General features: G+C 39.1%; 13 protein-coding genes. 9 read left to right on the top strand and 4 right to left on the bottom strand.

Translation table 11 applies throughout. The annotated features are described in order from the left end of the window. Positions 1–25 precede the first annotated feature (25 nt). Positions 26–529, bottom strand: a complete 504-nt coding sequence (locus RIB54_RS18315; RefSeq protein WP_350064354.1) for a YfiR family protein — start codon at positions 527–529, stop codon at positions 26–28. Between the two features lie 163 nt (positions 530–692). Between RIB54_RS18315 and RIB54_RS18320 the strand changes: the two genes are divergently transcribed. The 3 genes from RIB54_RS18320 (at position 693) to RIB54_RS18330 (ending at position 4,528) form a co-directional block, all read left to right on the top strand. After that, a complete protein-coding gene (locus RIB54_RS18320) occupies positions 693–3,395 on the top strand; it encodes a sensor histidine kinase (protein WP_350102250.1) in 2,703 nt (900 codons plus the stop codon). Then, entirely contained in the window at positions 3,382–4,035 is a 654-nt protein-coding gene (locus RIB54_RS18325) for a response regulator transcription factor (protein ID WP_350064351.1), read from the top strand. Before RIB54_RS18320 ends, RIB54_RS18325 begins: the two co-directional genes overlap by 14 nt. 94 nt (positions 4,036–4,129) lie before the next feature. Beyond that, entirely contained in the window at positions 4,130–4,528 is a 399-nt protein-coding gene (locus tag RIB54_RS18330) for a hypothetical protein (RefSeq protein WP_350102251.1), read from the top strand. Positions 4,529–4,696: 168 nt separating this feature from the next. Here RIB54_RS18330 and RIB54_RS18335 read toward each other — a convergent pair whose 3' ends face one another. Next, positions 4,697–5,992, bottom strand: a complete 1,296-nt coding sequence (locus RIB54_RS18335; RefSeq protein WP_350102252.1) for an amidohydrolase family protein — start codon at positions 5,990–5,992, stop codon at positions 4,697–4,699. A gap of 4 nt (positions 5,993–5,996) precedes the next feature. After that, the gene (locus RIB54_RS18340; RefSeq protein WP_350102253.1) at positions 5,997–9,014 is read right to left on the bottom strand and encodes an amidohydrolase family protein; all 3,018 of its coding nucleotides are present in this window, start codon (positions 9,012–9,014) and stop codon (positions 5,997–5,999) included. A 187-nt stretch (positions 9,015–9,201) separates the two neighbouring features. Between RIB54_RS18340 and RIB54_RS18345 the strand changes: the two genes are divergently transcribed. The 6 genes from RIB54_RS18345 (at position 9,202) to RIB54_RS18370 (ending at position 15,814) form a co-directional block, all read left to right on the top strand. Further along, positions 9,202–9,585 (top strand): acyl-CoA thioesterase, encoded by a 384-nt coding sequence (locus tag RIB54_RS18345; protein WP_350102254.1) that lies wholly within the window; start codon positions 9,202–9,204, stop codon positions 9,583–9,585. A gap of 67 nt (positions 9,586–9,652) precedes the next feature. Then, a complete protein-coding gene (locus tag RIB54_RS18350) occupies positions 9,653–10,924 on the top strand; it encodes an aminotransferase class V-fold PLP-dependent enzyme (RefSeq protein ID WP_350102255.1) in 1,272 nt (423 codons plus the stop codon). Positions 10,925–11,041: 117 nt separating this feature from the next. Then, positions 11,042–12,034 carry a carbohydrate kinase family protein gene (locus RIB54_RS18355; protein WP_350064339.1) on the top strand — a complete coding sequence of 331 codons (993 nt, stop codon included), beginning with the start codon at positions 11,042–11,044 and terminating at the stop codon, positions 12,032–12,034. Further along, positions 12,031–12,681 carry a beta-phosphoglucomutase gene (gene pgmB, locus RIB54_RS18360; protein ID WP_350102256.1) on the top strand — a complete coding sequence of 217 codons (651 nt, stop codon included), beginning with the start codon at positions 12,031–12,033 and terminating at the stop codon, positions 12,679–12,681. The genes RIB54_RS18355 and pgmB overlap by 4 nt, the downstream gene beginning before the upstream one ends. Then, positions 12,682–14,979, top strand: a complete 2,298-nt coding sequence (locus tag RIB54_RS18365; protein WP_350102257.1) for a family 65 glycosyl hydrolase domain-containing protein — start codon at positions 12,682–12,684, stop codon at positions 14,977–14,979. Between the two features lie 46 nt (positions 14,980–15,025). Further along, positions 15,026–15,814 (top strand): hypothetical protein, encoded by a 789-nt coding sequence (locus RIB54_RS18370; protein ID WP_350102258.1) that lies wholly within the window; start codon positions 15,026–15,028, stop codon positions 15,812–15,814. Between the two features lie 31 nt (positions 15,815–15,845). On the opposite strand, the gene RIB54_RS18375 is transcribed toward RIB54_RS18370, so the two are convergent. Beyond that, complete coding sequence (locus RIB54_RS18375) at positions 15,846–16,310, bottom strand: hypothetical protein (RefSeq protein WP_350102259.1); 465 nt, start codon at positions 16,308–16,310, stop codon at positions 15,846–15,848. Between the last annotated feature and the right edge of the window lie 96 nt (positions 16,311–16,406).

Genomic DNA, 16,406 nt, shown 5'->3' on the forward strand with positions numbered 1-16,406 from the left:
ATTGGTATTTGATAGTTTGATTTAATTAGATGGCAATTGCTAAACTTTTCAATTGGCTTGAAACCTTAAGCTCTGTATTGTCAATTTTAGCAATGTTCATTTCAAAGCGGATTTTTCCATCTTTATTAATGAAATTTATATCGCTACCTGCTTGGGCTAGCCCAGGTTTTTCGGTGACAATTAAAGTTTTATTGAGGTTAGATAGTTGACTAATCACTTTGCTATTGTTTGCTGGTATGTACACCATATGATAATTTCCAGATTCAGCAGGGTTGCTAAATTCTTTGATTATTATCTTGCCTCCAGTAGCTGTTTTTTTACTTGCCATCTCATTAAAAGCAGCCATAAGATCTGCATCATGTCCTAAAACCCCTATGATAACATCTTGCTCAGTCTGTGGCCATTGGATGTATCTTGTGAAATTGTAGACAAACAATGATTTTACTTTGTTTTCACCTGTCTGTGCCAACAATGGGGCGGATGTAATCCATAGGGCGATGATAAGTTTAGCGATAGTAGTAGTTTTCATTTTTTAACTTGGTTATTTTTAATTCTTTGCAAATGTGAGGGGATATGTAAACAGTTTTTTAAGCTTTATTACGTAATTCGAAAAATACGTGATTTACGTAGTTGCCTGAAAAGCAGGGTGTTTAGATGATAATTAATTAATTTTTAGACTGCATAGCCAATTTATGAATCTAGATATAAGTCATATTTTTATCATTACTGGTCTGGTTGTTCAGGTCGGTCTGGTGATATTTTGGTTTACTACTGTCCGAAAAAAGCTTCAGGAAGCCAGCTTGAAGAAAGCACTTGATATTCTTGAGGAAAAAGAGAAGACCCTTTCATTGATCTATGAGAACACCAATGATTTTATAGCTCTTCTTAAAAAGGAAGGAGATCAGCTGACTATCATTAGACTGCCAGAAACTTTTATACAATCAATAGAGCAACATACCAGGTTTTTAGAAAAAGAGGTGTTAGGCAAGCCCATATACTTTCTTTATGACAAAGTGCTGGAGCTTACTCAGGAGGAAAGAGCGTTCAGGTTCGATAAAATCAATACTCTTTTTGAAACCAAAGCGACTGTTAAATACGAGGAACAGTTTAAGGCACCTGACGGTCATAGGGGCTTGTCACAGTCATCTTTGATTCCAATTCTTAAAGACAATGAGATAGAGTATGTGCTTTATGTGGCTCAGGATATAACAGAGGAGCGCTCTACAAACTTGCAACTTGAATATGCTGTAGATGTACTTGAACGTGTTTATGAAAGTAATTTAGCTGCCATTGTTTTGTTTAAGGATGGCAAGATTGAAAAAGTTAATAAGCGTTTTACAAGTTATTTTGGATACGAACAGGAAGAGATTATTGGCGAAACTGCGGAGAAGTTTATACCAGAGAAATATTGGCACCTCCTTAATGGTGTAAGGAAGGATTTGTATGAAAAGGGTGAAGAACTACATTTTGGAAGGGAAAGGGAGATAGTCACCAAAAGAAAAGATGGATCCTTATTTTATTGCGAATGTGTAATTAGCCCACTTCTTATCCAAGGGGTTAAGTACAGCTTCATGTTTATTATTGATGTGTCTGACTACTATAATGCCCAAAAGGAATTGCTGGCCAGTAGAGAACAACTCCAGTCCATTATAGACAACCTTCCCGGCATGCTATTTAGATTAGGTACAGATGAGGAATTCACCCTACAGCATATCAGTGGAAACAGCGAAAAGTATTTGGGTATTACGCAAGAGGATATAGAGAAATACAATATTAAAGGACGGGATGTCCTATCCGATGAGTTTATACAATACTCAAGATCAGTGATCAAAGAAACCTTTGAAAAACAGGAACCAGGTGAAATGAAACTTCCCATTGAGTATAAGGGTACGAGCAAATGGGTATCTATCAGATTTAAACCTACCCAATTGAGTAATGGAGAATATGTGATTGACGGATTATTATTTGATGTTACTAATCAGGTAGAAAATGAAGAGCGACTTTCTTTGGCAATTGAAAGTGCTCGGGAAGGGCTTTGGGATTGGAATATTGAAGATGGAAAACTTGTTTTTAATAATTATCAAGCCGAGATGTTGGGTTATGATGTAGCCGAAATGTCAAATGATGTTCAGGAGTTTTTTAAGAATATTCACCCTCAGGATATTGAAGATGCACAGTCCAAATTAAGTGCTCATCTTAAAGAAGAGACCGACTTTTATGAAACGGAATATCGTATTAAAACTAAGAATGGCGTTTACAAATGGCTGTTGGTACATGGCAAAGTGATCTCCAGAATGCGGGATGGTAAGGCGCTTAGGTTAATAGGTACCCATGTAGATATAGATGAGCGAAAAAAGGCGGAAATAGCTGTAAGGAAAAGTCAGGAGCGACTTCTAACATTGATGTCTAATATCCCCGGTATGGTTTATCGAGGTTCTTATGAAGATAACTATGCACTTTCTTTTGTCAGTAATGGAAGTATGCAGCTAACTGGTTACTCTCCTGAAGATTTTGTGAAGGGCAAGCGCACTATTTTTGAATTGATTAAAGATAGCGACAAGGAAAAAATCAATAAAGAGGTACAAAGTGCCGTAAGCGAAAAACGGGCTTATCAATTGGTTTATGAAATCAATAGCCCTGCTGGTAGTAAATGGGTTTATGACAAAGGACAGGAAGTTGGTAATGGTTACTTGGAAGGTTTTATAACAGACATCACGGACCGAGTCCATGCGGAGGAGAGGATAATTCAAACCATAATAGAAACTGAAGACAGGGAGCGCAGCAGAATTGCCAAAGAGCTTCATGATAGTTTAGGTCAGAAGCTAACAACAGTATCTTTAAACTTTAATGCCCTCAAATCAAAAGTAGACAAGGGCAGCGATGTTGAGGACAGGCTCATGATTGGACTTGAATATCTGAAGCAGGCCATTGGTGAAACCAGGGAAATATCTCATAACCTGATGCCTAAAAGTATTGAAGATTTTGGTGTCATTCTGTCTATTGAAAGTCTCATTGCTGATCTCAACGAATATTCTGAGACTGCATTTAGCTTTTATCATAATATAAAGGATAATGCCCTATCCAACAATATTGGTATTCACCTTTATAGGATTGTACAGGAATCAATTAATAACATTTTAAAGCATGCTAAGGCAAAAACTGTTACAGTTCAGCTTATGGCATATGAAGACATTATTGTTCTATCTGCTGAAGACGATGGTAAGGGTTTTAATATAGGATCCAATAATAAGTCGCAAAGTTTCGGACTGGACAGTATCAGGCATAGAGCTCAATTGCTTTCAGGAGATGCAATCATAGATTCTAGCGCTGGGCATGGCACGACCATAACTGTCGAAATACCAACCAAAAAACATTATTTCCATGAAGAAAATTAACATTCTGATAGTTGATGACCATAAGATAGTAAGGGACGGTATCAAACTCTATCTAAATAATCATGCAGCATTTAACATTATTGGTGAGGGTAGTGATGGCACTGAGGCCATTGATTTCTTAAAAAATAATGATAATGTTGATCTTGTTCTGATTGACATCAACATGGAAAAAATGAATGGCATAGAGGCTGCTAAAATTATTACAACTGAATTTGATGATGTAAAGGTGCTAGCGCTAACGATGCATAACGACTACCAGCACATAAAATCTATGATGGATGCAGGCGCAAGAGGTTATATTCTAAAAAGTTGCAACGAAGAGGAAATGCTTGACGCTATCAATACCGTTATGGAAGATGAACTTTACTATAGCAACGAAGTGGCACAGACAGTGATGAACAACATGGCCAAACGAAAGCCTAAAACTACTGGCCTCACACCACTTACTCCTCGAGAAAAGGAGATTTACAGAATGATATTAGATGAGCAGTCTAATAATGACATTGCCGATAAACTTTTCATTAGCGTAAGGACTGTGGAAGTTCATAAAAGAAACCTGATGGAAAAAACAGGATCTAAAAATTCTACCGGACTGGTACTTTACGCCATTAAAAATCGGCTTTTTGATGACCTGGTGTAGTTTTTGGCCTGCTTCTACGTGATTCACGTATTTCCTGATTTACGCATTTAAGCTTAAATAATCATCACCTTGCCTATCTACATTTGCAGTAGATATGACAGAGAAGGTAGATCTTTTATTAATAAGTAAGAACCAACATTTGCATAATTTACTCAACCTTGAGAATTATAAGAATGCCTGGTTCAACGCCAACCTATCTCTGCTTACAAACACTTTTGAAGTGGATGCCATACTTATTTATGACAGCTCATCATATGGGCTCAACCCATTGAGAAACTCATGGTTAATGGAGTATCCTTTAATAATACTGGGTGAATATGAGAATAACATATTTATAGAATCTTTACTGGAGACAGAGCAAAAGGCTTATTTGTTAATTGATGACTTTATTCAGGAGTTGTCCAGTGCCATTGATTGCATTAAGTGTGGCGAAAACTATGTTACCAAAAAAATCACCCCTTCAATAAAGAAGGCAACATGTAAAACGAACTAAAATTGTAGCCAACGATGAATTTGAGAAGTAGAATAGCTGATAACTTTTTTTTGATTGTGTTTATTTTAGTAATGATCGTGCTCTACGAGCTATATCAATTATTTTAAAACTGATGAAATAAAAAATGCCTGCCAGATATCTGGTAGGCATTTTTCTTAATACAAGATTTTACTTCTTGCTGTACTTTTCGCTGTAACGCTCAAATAACATCTGTTGCTCGTTGTCAAGTACTATCTCTTTACCATCAATGAAACCATGACTTAAGTTATTGGTCATCATATCAAGAGCATCGCCTTTTGAAACAAACAATGTCGCTCTTTTTCCAACTTCAAGCGTACCCACTTCGCTATCAATGCCTAATATTTTGGCAGGGTTAGCAGTAATTAAACTCAATGCCGCTTCTTTTTCCATACCATAAGCAACACAAGATCCTGCGTAGAAAGGCAGGTTACGCGCTCTGGCAATCATACCGTTATGAGATAGTGCTACAGTAACTCCAGCCTTGGTCAATAGACCTGGTAACTTAAATGGAAGATAAACGTCCATATCATCACCATCAGGTAAGTCATGTACATTTGGTAAGATAACAGGTATATTGTTGGTGGCTAAGAATTCGCTAACATCAAGCGCAGCAACACCAGCTACAACCGCAATTTTCTTAACACTATTAGCTTGCGCCAGTTTTACAGATTCTATAATATCTTTAGCGCCATTGGCATGGATCATCAATACTTTCTCACCTGTAAATAGGCCACCCATAGCTTCTAGCTTAAGGTTTCTTTCCTTGCTGGCTAATTTGCTGTAAGAGAATGCAGATTTGAAGAATGCATCAACTTCATCCACCTGATTGCTATAATCCTTATTAGGTTCTCTTTTTACACTAAAAGTCGCAAAATCAAATCTTCTTGACATTCTGCTTGGCCAGTTCATATGCACAGCAATGTCAGCTTTCAAAGCAGCATCTTCCCAGTTCCAGCCTTCAAGGTTCATGGCTGATGATGTGCCAGATATTCTGCCTCCGGTAGGAGTAGACTCAGCAACCATTATTCCATTGTATCTCAAAGTAGGGGGCACTTTACTGTCTGTGTTGTAAGCTACTAATGATCTTACATTAGGAGACATATCGCCAACCTCGTCAGTATCATCCATGGCCCTGATTGAGCTAACTTCTGCTATTCCCAATTGTGAATCAGGGAGTATAAAGCCTGGATAAACATGCTGACCTGTAATGTCAACCACTTTGTATTTGGAAACATCTGCATTGCTGCTGGCATCTGCTACAATAGTAAGCTTGTCATTTTCAAAACCAACTATGGAGTTGTTGATCACCTGACCATTTCCTAAGTGTGCAATTCCACCTTTTAACAAAATAGGCTGCGATTGCGGGCCAACCGGTTGTGGCACTTGAGCCACCAACTGTGTTGTTACTAAAAACGCTATGATGTATATATAAATTCTTTTCATTGTCTTAGTCATTTAAGAAGTTAAGGTCAACAGTTAAATCATCACAATGGAATGCTTCCTTGTATTTTCCTGAAGGCTTCTGTGTTTTACCACCACCTTGTTTTTCAGCTTTCATTTTCTGAATCAATCGAGCTCTTTCTTTCTCAATCCAGTCAACCATAGCCATTTCTTTTTGTGCATCATAATAAACCGTTCCATCGACAATGGTTGATTCTACTTTGGCGTATATTGATAATGGATTATCAGTCCAGATAACTACATCAGCATCTTTACCAACTTTCAAACTTCCCATTCTATCGTCAAGATGTAAAAGTTTAGCTGGGTTTAACGTTACCATTTTCCATGCATCTTCCTGACTCATTCCACCATACTTTATTGATTTAGCAGCTTCCTGATTCAATCTTCTTCCCATTTCTGAGTCATCAGAATTAATGGCTGTTGTAACGCCTGCATTGTGCATGATAGCAGCATTGTAAGGGATGGCATAACGCACTTCCCACTTGTAAGCCCACCAGTCAGAGAAGGTAGATGCTCCAACACCATGTTCAGCCATTTTATCAGCCACTTTATAACCTTCCAAAATGTGAGTGAATGTATTTACCCTGAAGTCAAACCTGTCAGCAACATTCATTAACATGTTAATCTCAGACTGCACGTAAGAGTGACAAGAGATAAACCTTTTACCTTCTAGAATTTCGTTCATGGTTTCCATTGCCAAATCCCTTCTTGGTGCAGTGGCACTGGCTTTTGCTTTAGAAGAAAGTCCGTTGTATGCGTCCCACTTTTTCTTGTATTCCAAGGCACTGGAGAAAGCGTCTACATAAACCTGCTCAACTCCCATTCTTGTTTGTGGAAATCTAACAGAAGCAGGATTGCTACTTCTCTTAACATTTTCACCCAGGGCAAATTTGATATATCCATCAGCACCTTTGATTTTCATTTCCTCAGGACTCGCACCCCAACGAAGCTTGATCAATGCTGATTGTCCACCAATAGGGTTAGCAGAACCATGTAATATCTGAACAGCTGTGACACCACCAGAAAGTGAAGTGTAGATATGACCGTCAGTAGGGTCAATAACATCTCCAATTCTCACCATTCCAGAGTTAGTTGCTATATCATTAATTGAAGACGCTCCAATGTGGGAATGCTCATCAATAATGCCTGAAGTTACATGCTTGCCTTTGGCATCAATAACTCGTGCACCTGATGAAGAAAGACCTTTTCCGATTTGAGCAATCTTACCATCCTTTAGAAGAATGTCTGTGTTTTCTACAATGCCTTCAGCTTCATTGGTCCAAAGGGTAGCATTCTTGATAAGGATAGTTTCCTGAGTCGGCTTGGTTTCATTACCATGTCCAACAAAAGGATAGATAACATTTCCCAATGCTAGGTCAGCAGCTTCTTTTTTGCTGTCCTCTTTTTCTTTAGCTTCAATGTCACCAGTTTTGGTAGCAGACCAATTTATCCAGCTTCCGTTTATTAATTGGCCTTTGCCGCTAAAACCATTAGCAGAAGACCAGCCTGATAATCTAACAAGACCTTCTTCTCCATCTGGTGAAAAAGTTAAATCAACAAGATCGTCACCAAAAGTGCTGGTTACTTTAACATCAGTGCTATCGTTGATCACTAACTTAGCAGACTGACTTCCAACATCTCCTGAAATTTCCATTTTGTAAGTATCATTACCCACTTTCAGGTCATATTTGCCTGCATAATCAGGGCTTTCAAGAGCTTTGAACTCATATCTGTTTCCCTGTACCCAGTTTTCAAGAATGCTGGCCTTATCATCAAAAATAGATTTTGAGGTAATGATAAAGTTGGCAAGCTTTCCTTTTGCAAGGCTACCCACCTGATTGGTAGCTCTTAAAAGAGAAGCTGGCGTGTAGGTCATTGCTTTAAGTGCCGCTTGTTCTGATAATCCGTATTCAATAGCCTTTCTTACATTTGGCAAGTAGTCCTTAGCTGATGATAGTCCATCTGCTGTAAACGCGAATTCAATTCCGTTTTTAGCTAAAGCAGCGGCATTGCTTGGGGCTAATTCCCAGTGTTTCATATCCGCAAGCGATACTTCTTTGGCATCTAGTGGGTTGTCTACATCAAATGCAGCAGGGTAATTTAATGGAATAATAAGTTTGGCTCCTGTCGCTTTAACTTCGGCTATTCTTTGGTATTCGTCACCACCACCTTTGATGATGTACTGCACGCCAAATTCATCACCTAGTTTATCCGCTCTCAAAATCTCTAACCATCCTTTGGTATCATAAATCTGAGGTAAAGACTGGGCTTTGTTAAAGCTTTCCAATGACAAATCCTTGAAAGGTGGAGGGTTTAAGGTTCCATACCATTTCGCATCTAAATGGGTTTGTCTCATTAATGCAATAAAACCCATAGTTGAAATCGGGTAAGACTGCTTAGAGCTTCCTTTTGTAAAAGAATAATGAGCTGCTGCGTTTGAGTTCAGCACCACATTGTTATCAGAAGATTCGTCAAGTGTAACAAGAGCTGAAGTACCTCTCGCAATACCATCGGCTCTGAAGGTAAGCACTGAGCCAAATCCGTTTTCCCTAAGTCCTGAAGCAGTCTTTTTATCTATAGTAAAATTCTCCGCAGCATTAAATTCAGCTTTAATGGCTTCATTGCCATTATAAGGACCTTCGGTTTTCGTAAAGATCTGTTCTGGGCCTCCCCATGAAAATCCACCACGACCTTCTTCTTTAGGCATACCGTAGTTGGTGTATGGGTCAATGATCGAAGGATAAACATAGTTACCCTTCAAGTCAATAATGGTGTAGCCCGCAGGTATAGAAATACCGCTGCCCACCTGTTCGATTTTGCCATCTCTGATGAGCATTGTACCATTCTGAACCGTGTTTTGATAGTCAACGACTATGGTTCCGTTAGTAAAAGCATAAGCTCCTTCTCTATGGTCGCGAACATCATTGCGGGGGAAAGTCTCCTGCGCGTATGAGGTCGAATAAAGAGAAGAGAAAAGGCAAATAAAAAGTATGAGTCTCTTCATATGTTTAGGTTTAGTTTTTTGGAGTTGTAATTTAATTAATTCACCCCCCAAGTTGAGCTATAAAATGTCATATTTTGATAAGCGGTAAATGTTATTGAGCAGGATATTTAATTGTTTAAAAGCGGTTATAACGTAAGTGTAAACTCATCTTTTTTGTAGATTGGCAATTAGTAAACAACTGAATAACGTGAGGTTCAAACATCAAATTACAGTTCAGCCAGAAGATATAGACCAAATGGGGCATGTTAACAATGTTGTCTATCTGCGTTATGTCCAAGAGACCGCAGAAGCACATTGGAAATCATTCGCAACTGCTGACCTACAAAAGGAGGTGGTATGGGTAGTGCTCCGTCATGAGATTGATTACCACAAACCTGCATTTGAAGGCGATTTGCTGGAATGCGAAACCTGGGTTGAAGAAGCCAATGGTGTTAAAATGCCAAGAAATGTGGTGATCAAGAATGAAAAAGGGCAGCAACTTATTTCAGCCAAAACACTATGGTGCGCTTTAGACGGAAAAACCTTTCGGCCCAAAAGAATAGAACCATCACTTTATGAGCAGTTTATCTGACACTCGTTCAAAAACAAGTTTGATTTACCTGATATTATAATTACCTTCTATCCATAAATTTTATACTATGGATAAAAGAGCCTTTATTAAGAATATGTCAGCCCTTAGTTTGGGCATTCCTTTTTCATTAAAACACATTGAAGAAATAGTAGAACAGGTGTCAGCCATTTCTCCTAATGACTTGGCTGGTGATGAAGAGTTTTGGAAAAAGATACGAGGAGGATATAAACTAAAAGAGGACTATATCAATCTTGAGAATGGTTACTACTGCTTTATGCCTCAGGAAACTTTGGAGCATTATATTTCTCATATTCGGGAAGTCAACCTGCAGGGCTCTTATTATATGCGAACTGTGCAATGGGACAATCAGGAAGCAGTTACCAAGAAACTTGCTGACTTGGCAGGCTGTAGCGATGAAGAGCTGATCATTACCAGAAATACCACTGAATCATTGGATATGATAATAGCAGGACAGGATTGGGAAGAAGGCGATGAGGCCATTATGGCCGAGCAGGACTATGGCTCTATGCAAGACCAGTTCCGTTTGATGGAGAAAAGGTATGGCATTGTTACCAGGGTGGTATCTGTGCCCAATCATCCCAAATCTGATGAAGAGATTGTTCAACTTTATGCCGATGCCATTACCGAGCGGACTAAGCTTTTAATGATTTGCCATCTCATCAATATCACTGGACAGGTATTGCCAGTAAAGAAAATCTGTGACATGGCTCATGAGAAAGGGGTGGAGGTCATGGTTGATGGTGCCCATGCTTTTGCTCATCTCGATTTTAAGCTGGATGACCTGAATTGTGATTATTATGGTACAAGCCTTCACAAATGGCTAAGCGTGCCGCTAGGTGCAGGATTTCTTTATGTGAAGAAGGAAAAAGTGAGTAAAATTTGGCCGCTTATGGCGCAATGGAAGACGCCTGCTGATGATATTTTTAGATTGAATCACACAGGTACACATCCTGTCCATACCCACTTGGCCATAAGCAATGCCATTGACTATCATAATGCTATTGGCAGTCAGCGAAAGGAAGCAAGGCTTAAGTTTTTACAGCATTACTGGACCAGTAAAGTGCGCAATGTAGATAATGTAATTGTCAACACCCCCGAAGACATGGCAAAGCACGGGGCAATAGGTAATGTGGGTATAAAAGGGATGGAACCTCATGATCTGGCTAAGAAACTAATGGAGGATCATAAAATTTGGACAGTCTCCATTTACAGACCCGAGGCCGGTGTTTTAGGGGTTAGGGTTACACCTAATGTTTATACCACTCTTGAGGAATTGGATGCCTTTGTCAAAGCTATTAAAGAGCTGGCCAAGGCTTAGTTAAACAACCCCTCTTCCAATTTGTTTAAACTACAAAAAAATCAATTTAACTCTTTTTTTGATAGTCTATAGAAGGCAATCGATTGCGGTTTGCCTGATTATTTGGTAAGTTACATTATGGCTAAAAAATACAAATTAGCGGTTGTTGGTCCTATTCCACGCGACCACATAACCACTCATCGCGGAGACGTAATAGAGAAGTACGGATGCATCACTCATCCAACAATTGGTGTGGCTCAGTTATTAAATGGGGAAGGCACGGTTTATCCAATTTCCCATGTCAGAAAAATGGACATGCCCCCAATCAGGGAAATTTTCAGCAAGTATCCTGCTATTGATATGTCGGGTGTGAGGGATGACTCGGATACTGGTGATATTATTAAACTTAGGTTTTTAGATCAGAATTTCAGGGAAGAAAAGCAGACCGCTTTCATGCTGCCAATAATGCCGGCTGATGTGGAGCCATTTCTGGATTGTGATGCATTTATATTCGTGCCTATAACTGATCATGAAATAGCATTGGAAACATTAAGCTATATAAAGAAAAACAGCAAAGGCCTGATAATTTTTGATGGCCACGGGCCAACGCATACCATGACAATAAGCGGCCATCGTCATAAAAAATTTTGGGTGGAAAGGGATCAATGGCTGCCTTTTATTGATGTTTTGAAAATGAACCTTGAAGAGTCGTGGTGTACGTGGTTCAGGCATGAGTATGAGGAGCATGAGCTTACGGGTAATTTGGAGGAAATTGGTCAGGATCATTTAAGGCCAATGGCGGACTACATTTTGGATAAGGGGCCAAGAGCATTAATTATCACTACAGATGCCACTGGATGTAAAGTTTATACCAAGAAAAACGGTGAGCTTATAGAGGAATTCGTCCCTTCTATATTTATGGAAAATGTGGTTGACACTACGGGTTGTGGAGATTCGTTTGCAGGAGGTTTAGGGTATGGTTTAAAAGACGGAAAAGATAACTTTGCCGTTGCTGCCATGTATGCCAATGCGCTGGGAGCGCAAAGGACGCAGGGCACCAACTTTGAAGTATTTAAAAACCTAAACGAGACAGAAGCACTCATGCAGCTTCACTACCCAAATTTCAAATGAGTTTACCTAAAGCGTGTATTTTTGACCTGGATGGAGTTATTGTTGATACCGTACCAGCCCATTACGTGGCATGGAAAGCCATGGCCGATGAATTGAATATTCCATTTACAGAAGAAGACAATGAACATCTAAAAGGCCTCAGTCGCACTGAATCTATGCTCAAAATTCTTGAGCTCGGCAATGTGACTAAATCTGAAAATGAAATAGCTGACTATACCACCAGGAAGAATAACATTTATGTTGAAATAATTTCGAAAATGACGCCTCAGGATATCTTGCCTGGAGTGCTTGACTTTATTCAGCAATTAAAAGATAATGGCATTGCCACAGCTATCGGGTCTTCCAGTAAAAACACGCCAACCATATTAAAGGCAGTTGGATTAGACACTACATTTGATGCCATTGTAGATGGCAATCAAGTGACGCATTCCAAACCAGACCCGGAAGTTTTTCTAAAAGGCGCAGCAAAGCTTGGTATTAAGCCAGAAGAATGTGTAGTACTGGAAGATGCAATTTCCGGTGTGGAAGCTGCCAAAAGAGGAGGCATGAAATGTGTTGGCGTTGGCGACCCGTCTGTTTTAGGAGCCGCAGATGTGATAGTGCCAGACCTTACTAAAATGAACTTAGGGATTTTAAGAAATTTATAAATGAAAAACTACATTAAGCACGACCCATGGTCAATAATTGAGGAAGGATTTGATCCTAAACTCAATCAGATTTCAGAGAGCATTTTTAGTATTGGAAATGGAATGTTCGGCCAGCGCGCCAATTTTGAAGAGAAATATTCCGGAGAGACCCTTCAGGGGAATTATGTGGCAGGTGTTTACTATCCTGATAAAACAAGAGTAGGCTGGTGGAAAAACGGATATCCGGAATATTTTGCCAAAGTGCTTAATGCTGCCAACTGGATAGGCATCAATATTGAGTTTGATGGAGAAGTACTTGACTTGCATGACTGCAAAGTATCAGATTTTAGAAGGGAACTGAATATGAATGAAGGCTGGCTCAAACGCTCTTTCAAGGCTACTTTGCCGAGTGGAAAGTCAGTGAAGGTCAGTTCAACCCGAATTACCAGCATGGTTAGAACAAAAATAGGAGCGATAGCCTATACAGTTACTCCTCTGAATTTTTCTGGGAAGGCAAAAGTAACGCCTTATGTCGATTTTGATGTGATTAATGCTGACTCTAATTATGATGAAAAGTTCTGGGTAGAGCAGGATAAGAAAGCGTCCGATACATTTTCATTTGTGATGTCCAGCACCAAAAAGACCGACTTTTGGGTGGCTACAGGTATGCAGTTTAATATTGATGGTGGATGGGTTTCTTCAGGTAGAACAACTGCTGATCGTGAGAAATATGTCGAGGTTACTGAGACGGGAAATATTAAAGAAGGCGAGTCTTTCACCATTTATAAATATGCCGCAAATATTTCGTCTATGTATCATGAAAAGAAGGAGCTATCAAAGGTTTGTGCTGAAGCAGTAGCGGATGCTGCAAAAGCAGGCTTTGACCAGTTACTTGCTGAACATGTTGCTGCCTGGGCCAAGAAGTGGGAGAAGAGTGATATCATTATTGACGGGGATGTGTCCGCTCAACAGGGTATAAGGTTCAATATTTTTCAGATGAACCAGACCTACACGGGAGCTGATGAAAGATTGAACATTGGACCTAAAGGATTTACTGGGGAGAAATATGGAGGTAGTACATATTGGGATACAGAAGCATATTGCCTTGCTTTTTACCTTGCTACGTCAGATCAAAAAGTGGCCCGTAATCTGGTGCTATACCGCTACAAGCATTTGCAAAAGGCCATTGAAAACGCGCAGAAGTTAGGATTCACTAATGGAGCTGCGCTTTACCCTATGGTGACCATGAATGGCGAGGAATGCCATAATGAGTGGGAAATTACCTTTGAGGAAATCCATAGGAATGGTGCCATAGCTTACGCAATATATGACTACATCAACTATCATGGCGACCATGATTACCTTCTGGACTATGGCTTGGAGGTTTTAATTGGTATTTCAAGGTTCTGGGCGCAGCGTGTTAATTGGTCAATGGACAAAGAAAAGTATGTGATGCTGGGTGTGACCGGTCCCAATGAATATGAAAACAATGTCAACAATAACTGGTACACCAGTAAAATGGCGGTATGGACTTTGAAATATACATTGCAGGGTCTTGAGAAACATAAAGGTGATGCTAAACTGGCAGCATTGTTGGATAAGATCAAGTTTGACCTTGATAAAGAAACCAAAAAATGGCAACACATTGTTGATGAAATGTACTTTGGCTTCGATGCGGAGAGAGGTATTTTTCTACAACAGGATGGTTTTCTTGATAAGGAATTAATTCAAACCAAAGACCTGCCGGCTTCTGAAAGGCCTATTAATCAAAAATGGTCATGGGACAGAATACTGAGGTCTTGTTTTATAAAGCAGGCCGACACATTGCAAGGCATTTATTTGTTTGAAGACGAATTTGATCTGGATACCATAGAAAGAAATTTTGATTTCTATGAACCTATGACCGTTCATGAGTCATCTTTATCGCCATGTGTGCATGCTATACTTGCGTCTAAGTTGGGCAGGAAAGAAAAGGCGTATGAGATGTACATCCGTACTGCTCGTCTCGATCTTGATGATTATAATAATGATACTGAAGACGGCTGCCATACTACCTCAATGGCTGGTACCTGGATGGCCTTCGCTAAAGGTTTTGCAGGTATGCGTGTAAGGAATGAACGATTGTACTTCAGTCCTTATCTTCCAGATCAGTGGGAGGGTTATGCATTTTCCATCAAATTTAGAGAACGCAACCTGACCATCAAGGCTACTAAGGAGCATGTTATTATTACAAATGACTCTTCAGAGTCATTGAACATATTCATTTTCGATAATGAACACACATTGCCTGGAAACGGTGAGGTGATGGTTAATATCTAAACCTTTGAGTTAAAGTGAGTGTTTCATTGACTAAATCATCTAATTATTGAAAACGAAAATCAAAAAGACACTCACGCTCTGTTTCATTACTCTGTTGCTATTCACAGTTTCATGCTCTGAAGAGGACGGACAGCCTGGCACTAACTGCTTGCTGAGGAGGATAGTATATGACCAAACGGGTAGTTTGTTGTTGGAAACTGTTTCCGGAGGTAAAATTTACCAGATGAAGGAACAGTTTAAGGAGGGAGGTAAATACAAAACCCTGGTAACCTATGGGTTTAAATATCCTTTGAATCAGGTAGCTATTGATGATTTATCCGATGACACTACTGTGCCACTTATTCTGGTTTATTTGGAAAATGACAGGCTGGTTAAAGTTGAGAAATACTTCTCTGACTCAGGGGTTACATTGACCCATGTTATTACCTATGATGGAGCCGTAATTAGAGATGAGCTTAATTGGGAGGCCAAAAGTGGCGATAAATTGAAGTATGGATATGCTGACTATTTCCTTGATGATAGTGGCAATGTAGTAAACTACAAACAGTTTAATTATGATATTGAAGACCAGTCTATAATAACACAAACGGAGGACATAGCATTTGAATATGATGACAGTGAAAGCCCATGGGACGGGTTGTACTTTCCCTTTTTCGCCAATATTGGTATGGTAGATATTAAATTCTTTTCAAAGAACAATATTGTCAATATCTACAATAAAGTTTCTTCTCAGCGGTATGACTATCAATATAATCAAAACGGACTGCCTACCATGCTTTCAGTAAGCGGCAGTAGCAATGAAGTAGAATTTGAGTATATTAATTGTGGGGATTAAGGTTGGGTGAACACTTATAGGAAGTAGGCTTCTAGTCTTCCTTTGAGGCATCAATTTTTGAATATTTCCAGCCTGCCCTTCTAGATTCATATCCAGAAATTAAATCTTGAAAGTAGACTTTTTGAATTTCTTTTGAATTAATAATCACATACTTGGTGGTACTAATTAATATAAGTCCTGCAGAGTCTGTTATTTTTTTGGCGTCTTTTCCAAACGTTTCTCTTATAAAATCATGTGTCTCATATGCCTTGATTGTTATTGTATCATCAACAAGTTTATATTTCCCAAAAGACTTATATTTGGTGTCGCAGTAATATTCTTCAAAGTTAGATTGACTGGCTAAGTAAAGAGTATCATAACAAGACTCACCACTTTTAAGCCATCTTGAATTTATAAAAAGACTGCTTTTTTGTCCAAAGCAGATAAAAGAAAATGATACAAGTAAAATAGAAAGATATAATGGACAAAAATGGTTGGTAAAATCCTTGTAACTCACAGATAATCAATAGGATATGTATGGTTCATTGAAAATCGTTTCAATGAGCTTTTTTTTGTATATGAAAAGTGCAAAAAAAGATGTTGGGCTTGTGGC

Source organism: Fulvivirga sp., from assembly GCF_040218215.1.
Taxonomy (GTDB): domain Bacteria; phylum Bacteroidota; class Bacteroidia; order Cytophagales; family Cyclobacteriaceae; genus Fulvivirga.

What these genes read in the sequence shown, in the direction of transcription:
- RIB54_RS18315 (WP_350064354.1), bottom strand. Translation starts at nt 529, where the DNA reads ATGAAAACTACTACTATCGCTAAACTTATCATCGCCCTATGGATTACA.
- RIB54_RS18320 (WP_350102250.1), top strand. Translation starts at nt 693, where the DNA reads ATGAATCTAGATATAAGTCATATTTTTATCATTACTGGTCTGGTTGTT.
- RIB54_RS18325 (WP_350064351.1), top strand. Translation starts at nt 3,382, where the DNA reads ATGAAGAAAATTAACATTCTGATAGTTGATGACCATAAGATAGTAAGG.
- RIB54_RS18330 (WP_350102251.1), top strand. Translation starts at nt 4,130, where the DNA reads ATGACAGAGAAGGTAGATCTTTTATTAATAAGTAAGAACCAACATTTG.
- RIB54_RS18335 (WP_350102252.1), bottom strand. Translation starts at nt 5,992, where the DNA reads ATGAAAAGAATTTATATATACATCATAGCGTTTTTAGTAACAACACAG.
- RIB54_RS18340 (WP_350102253.1), bottom strand. Translation starts at nt 9,014, where the DNA reads ATGAAGAGACTCATACTTTTTATTTGCCTTTTCTCTTCTCTTTATTCG.
- RIB54_RS18350 (WP_350102255.1), top strand. Translation starts at nt 9,653, where the DNA reads ATGGATAAAAGAGCCTTTATTAAGAATATGTCAGCCCTTAGTTTGGGC.
- RIB54_RS18355 (WP_350064339.1), top strand. Translation starts at nt 11,042, where the DNA reads ATGGCTAAAAAATACAAATTAGCGGTTGTTGGTCCTATTCCACGCGAC.
- pgmB (WP_350102256.1), top strand. Translation starts at nt 12,031, where the DNA reads ATGAGTTTACCTAAAGCGTGTATTTTTGACCTGGATGGAGTTATTGTT.
- RIB54_RS18365 (WP_350102257.1), top strand. Translation starts at nt 12,682, where the DNA reads ATGAAAAACTACATTAAGCACGACCCATGGTCAATAATTGAGGAAGGA.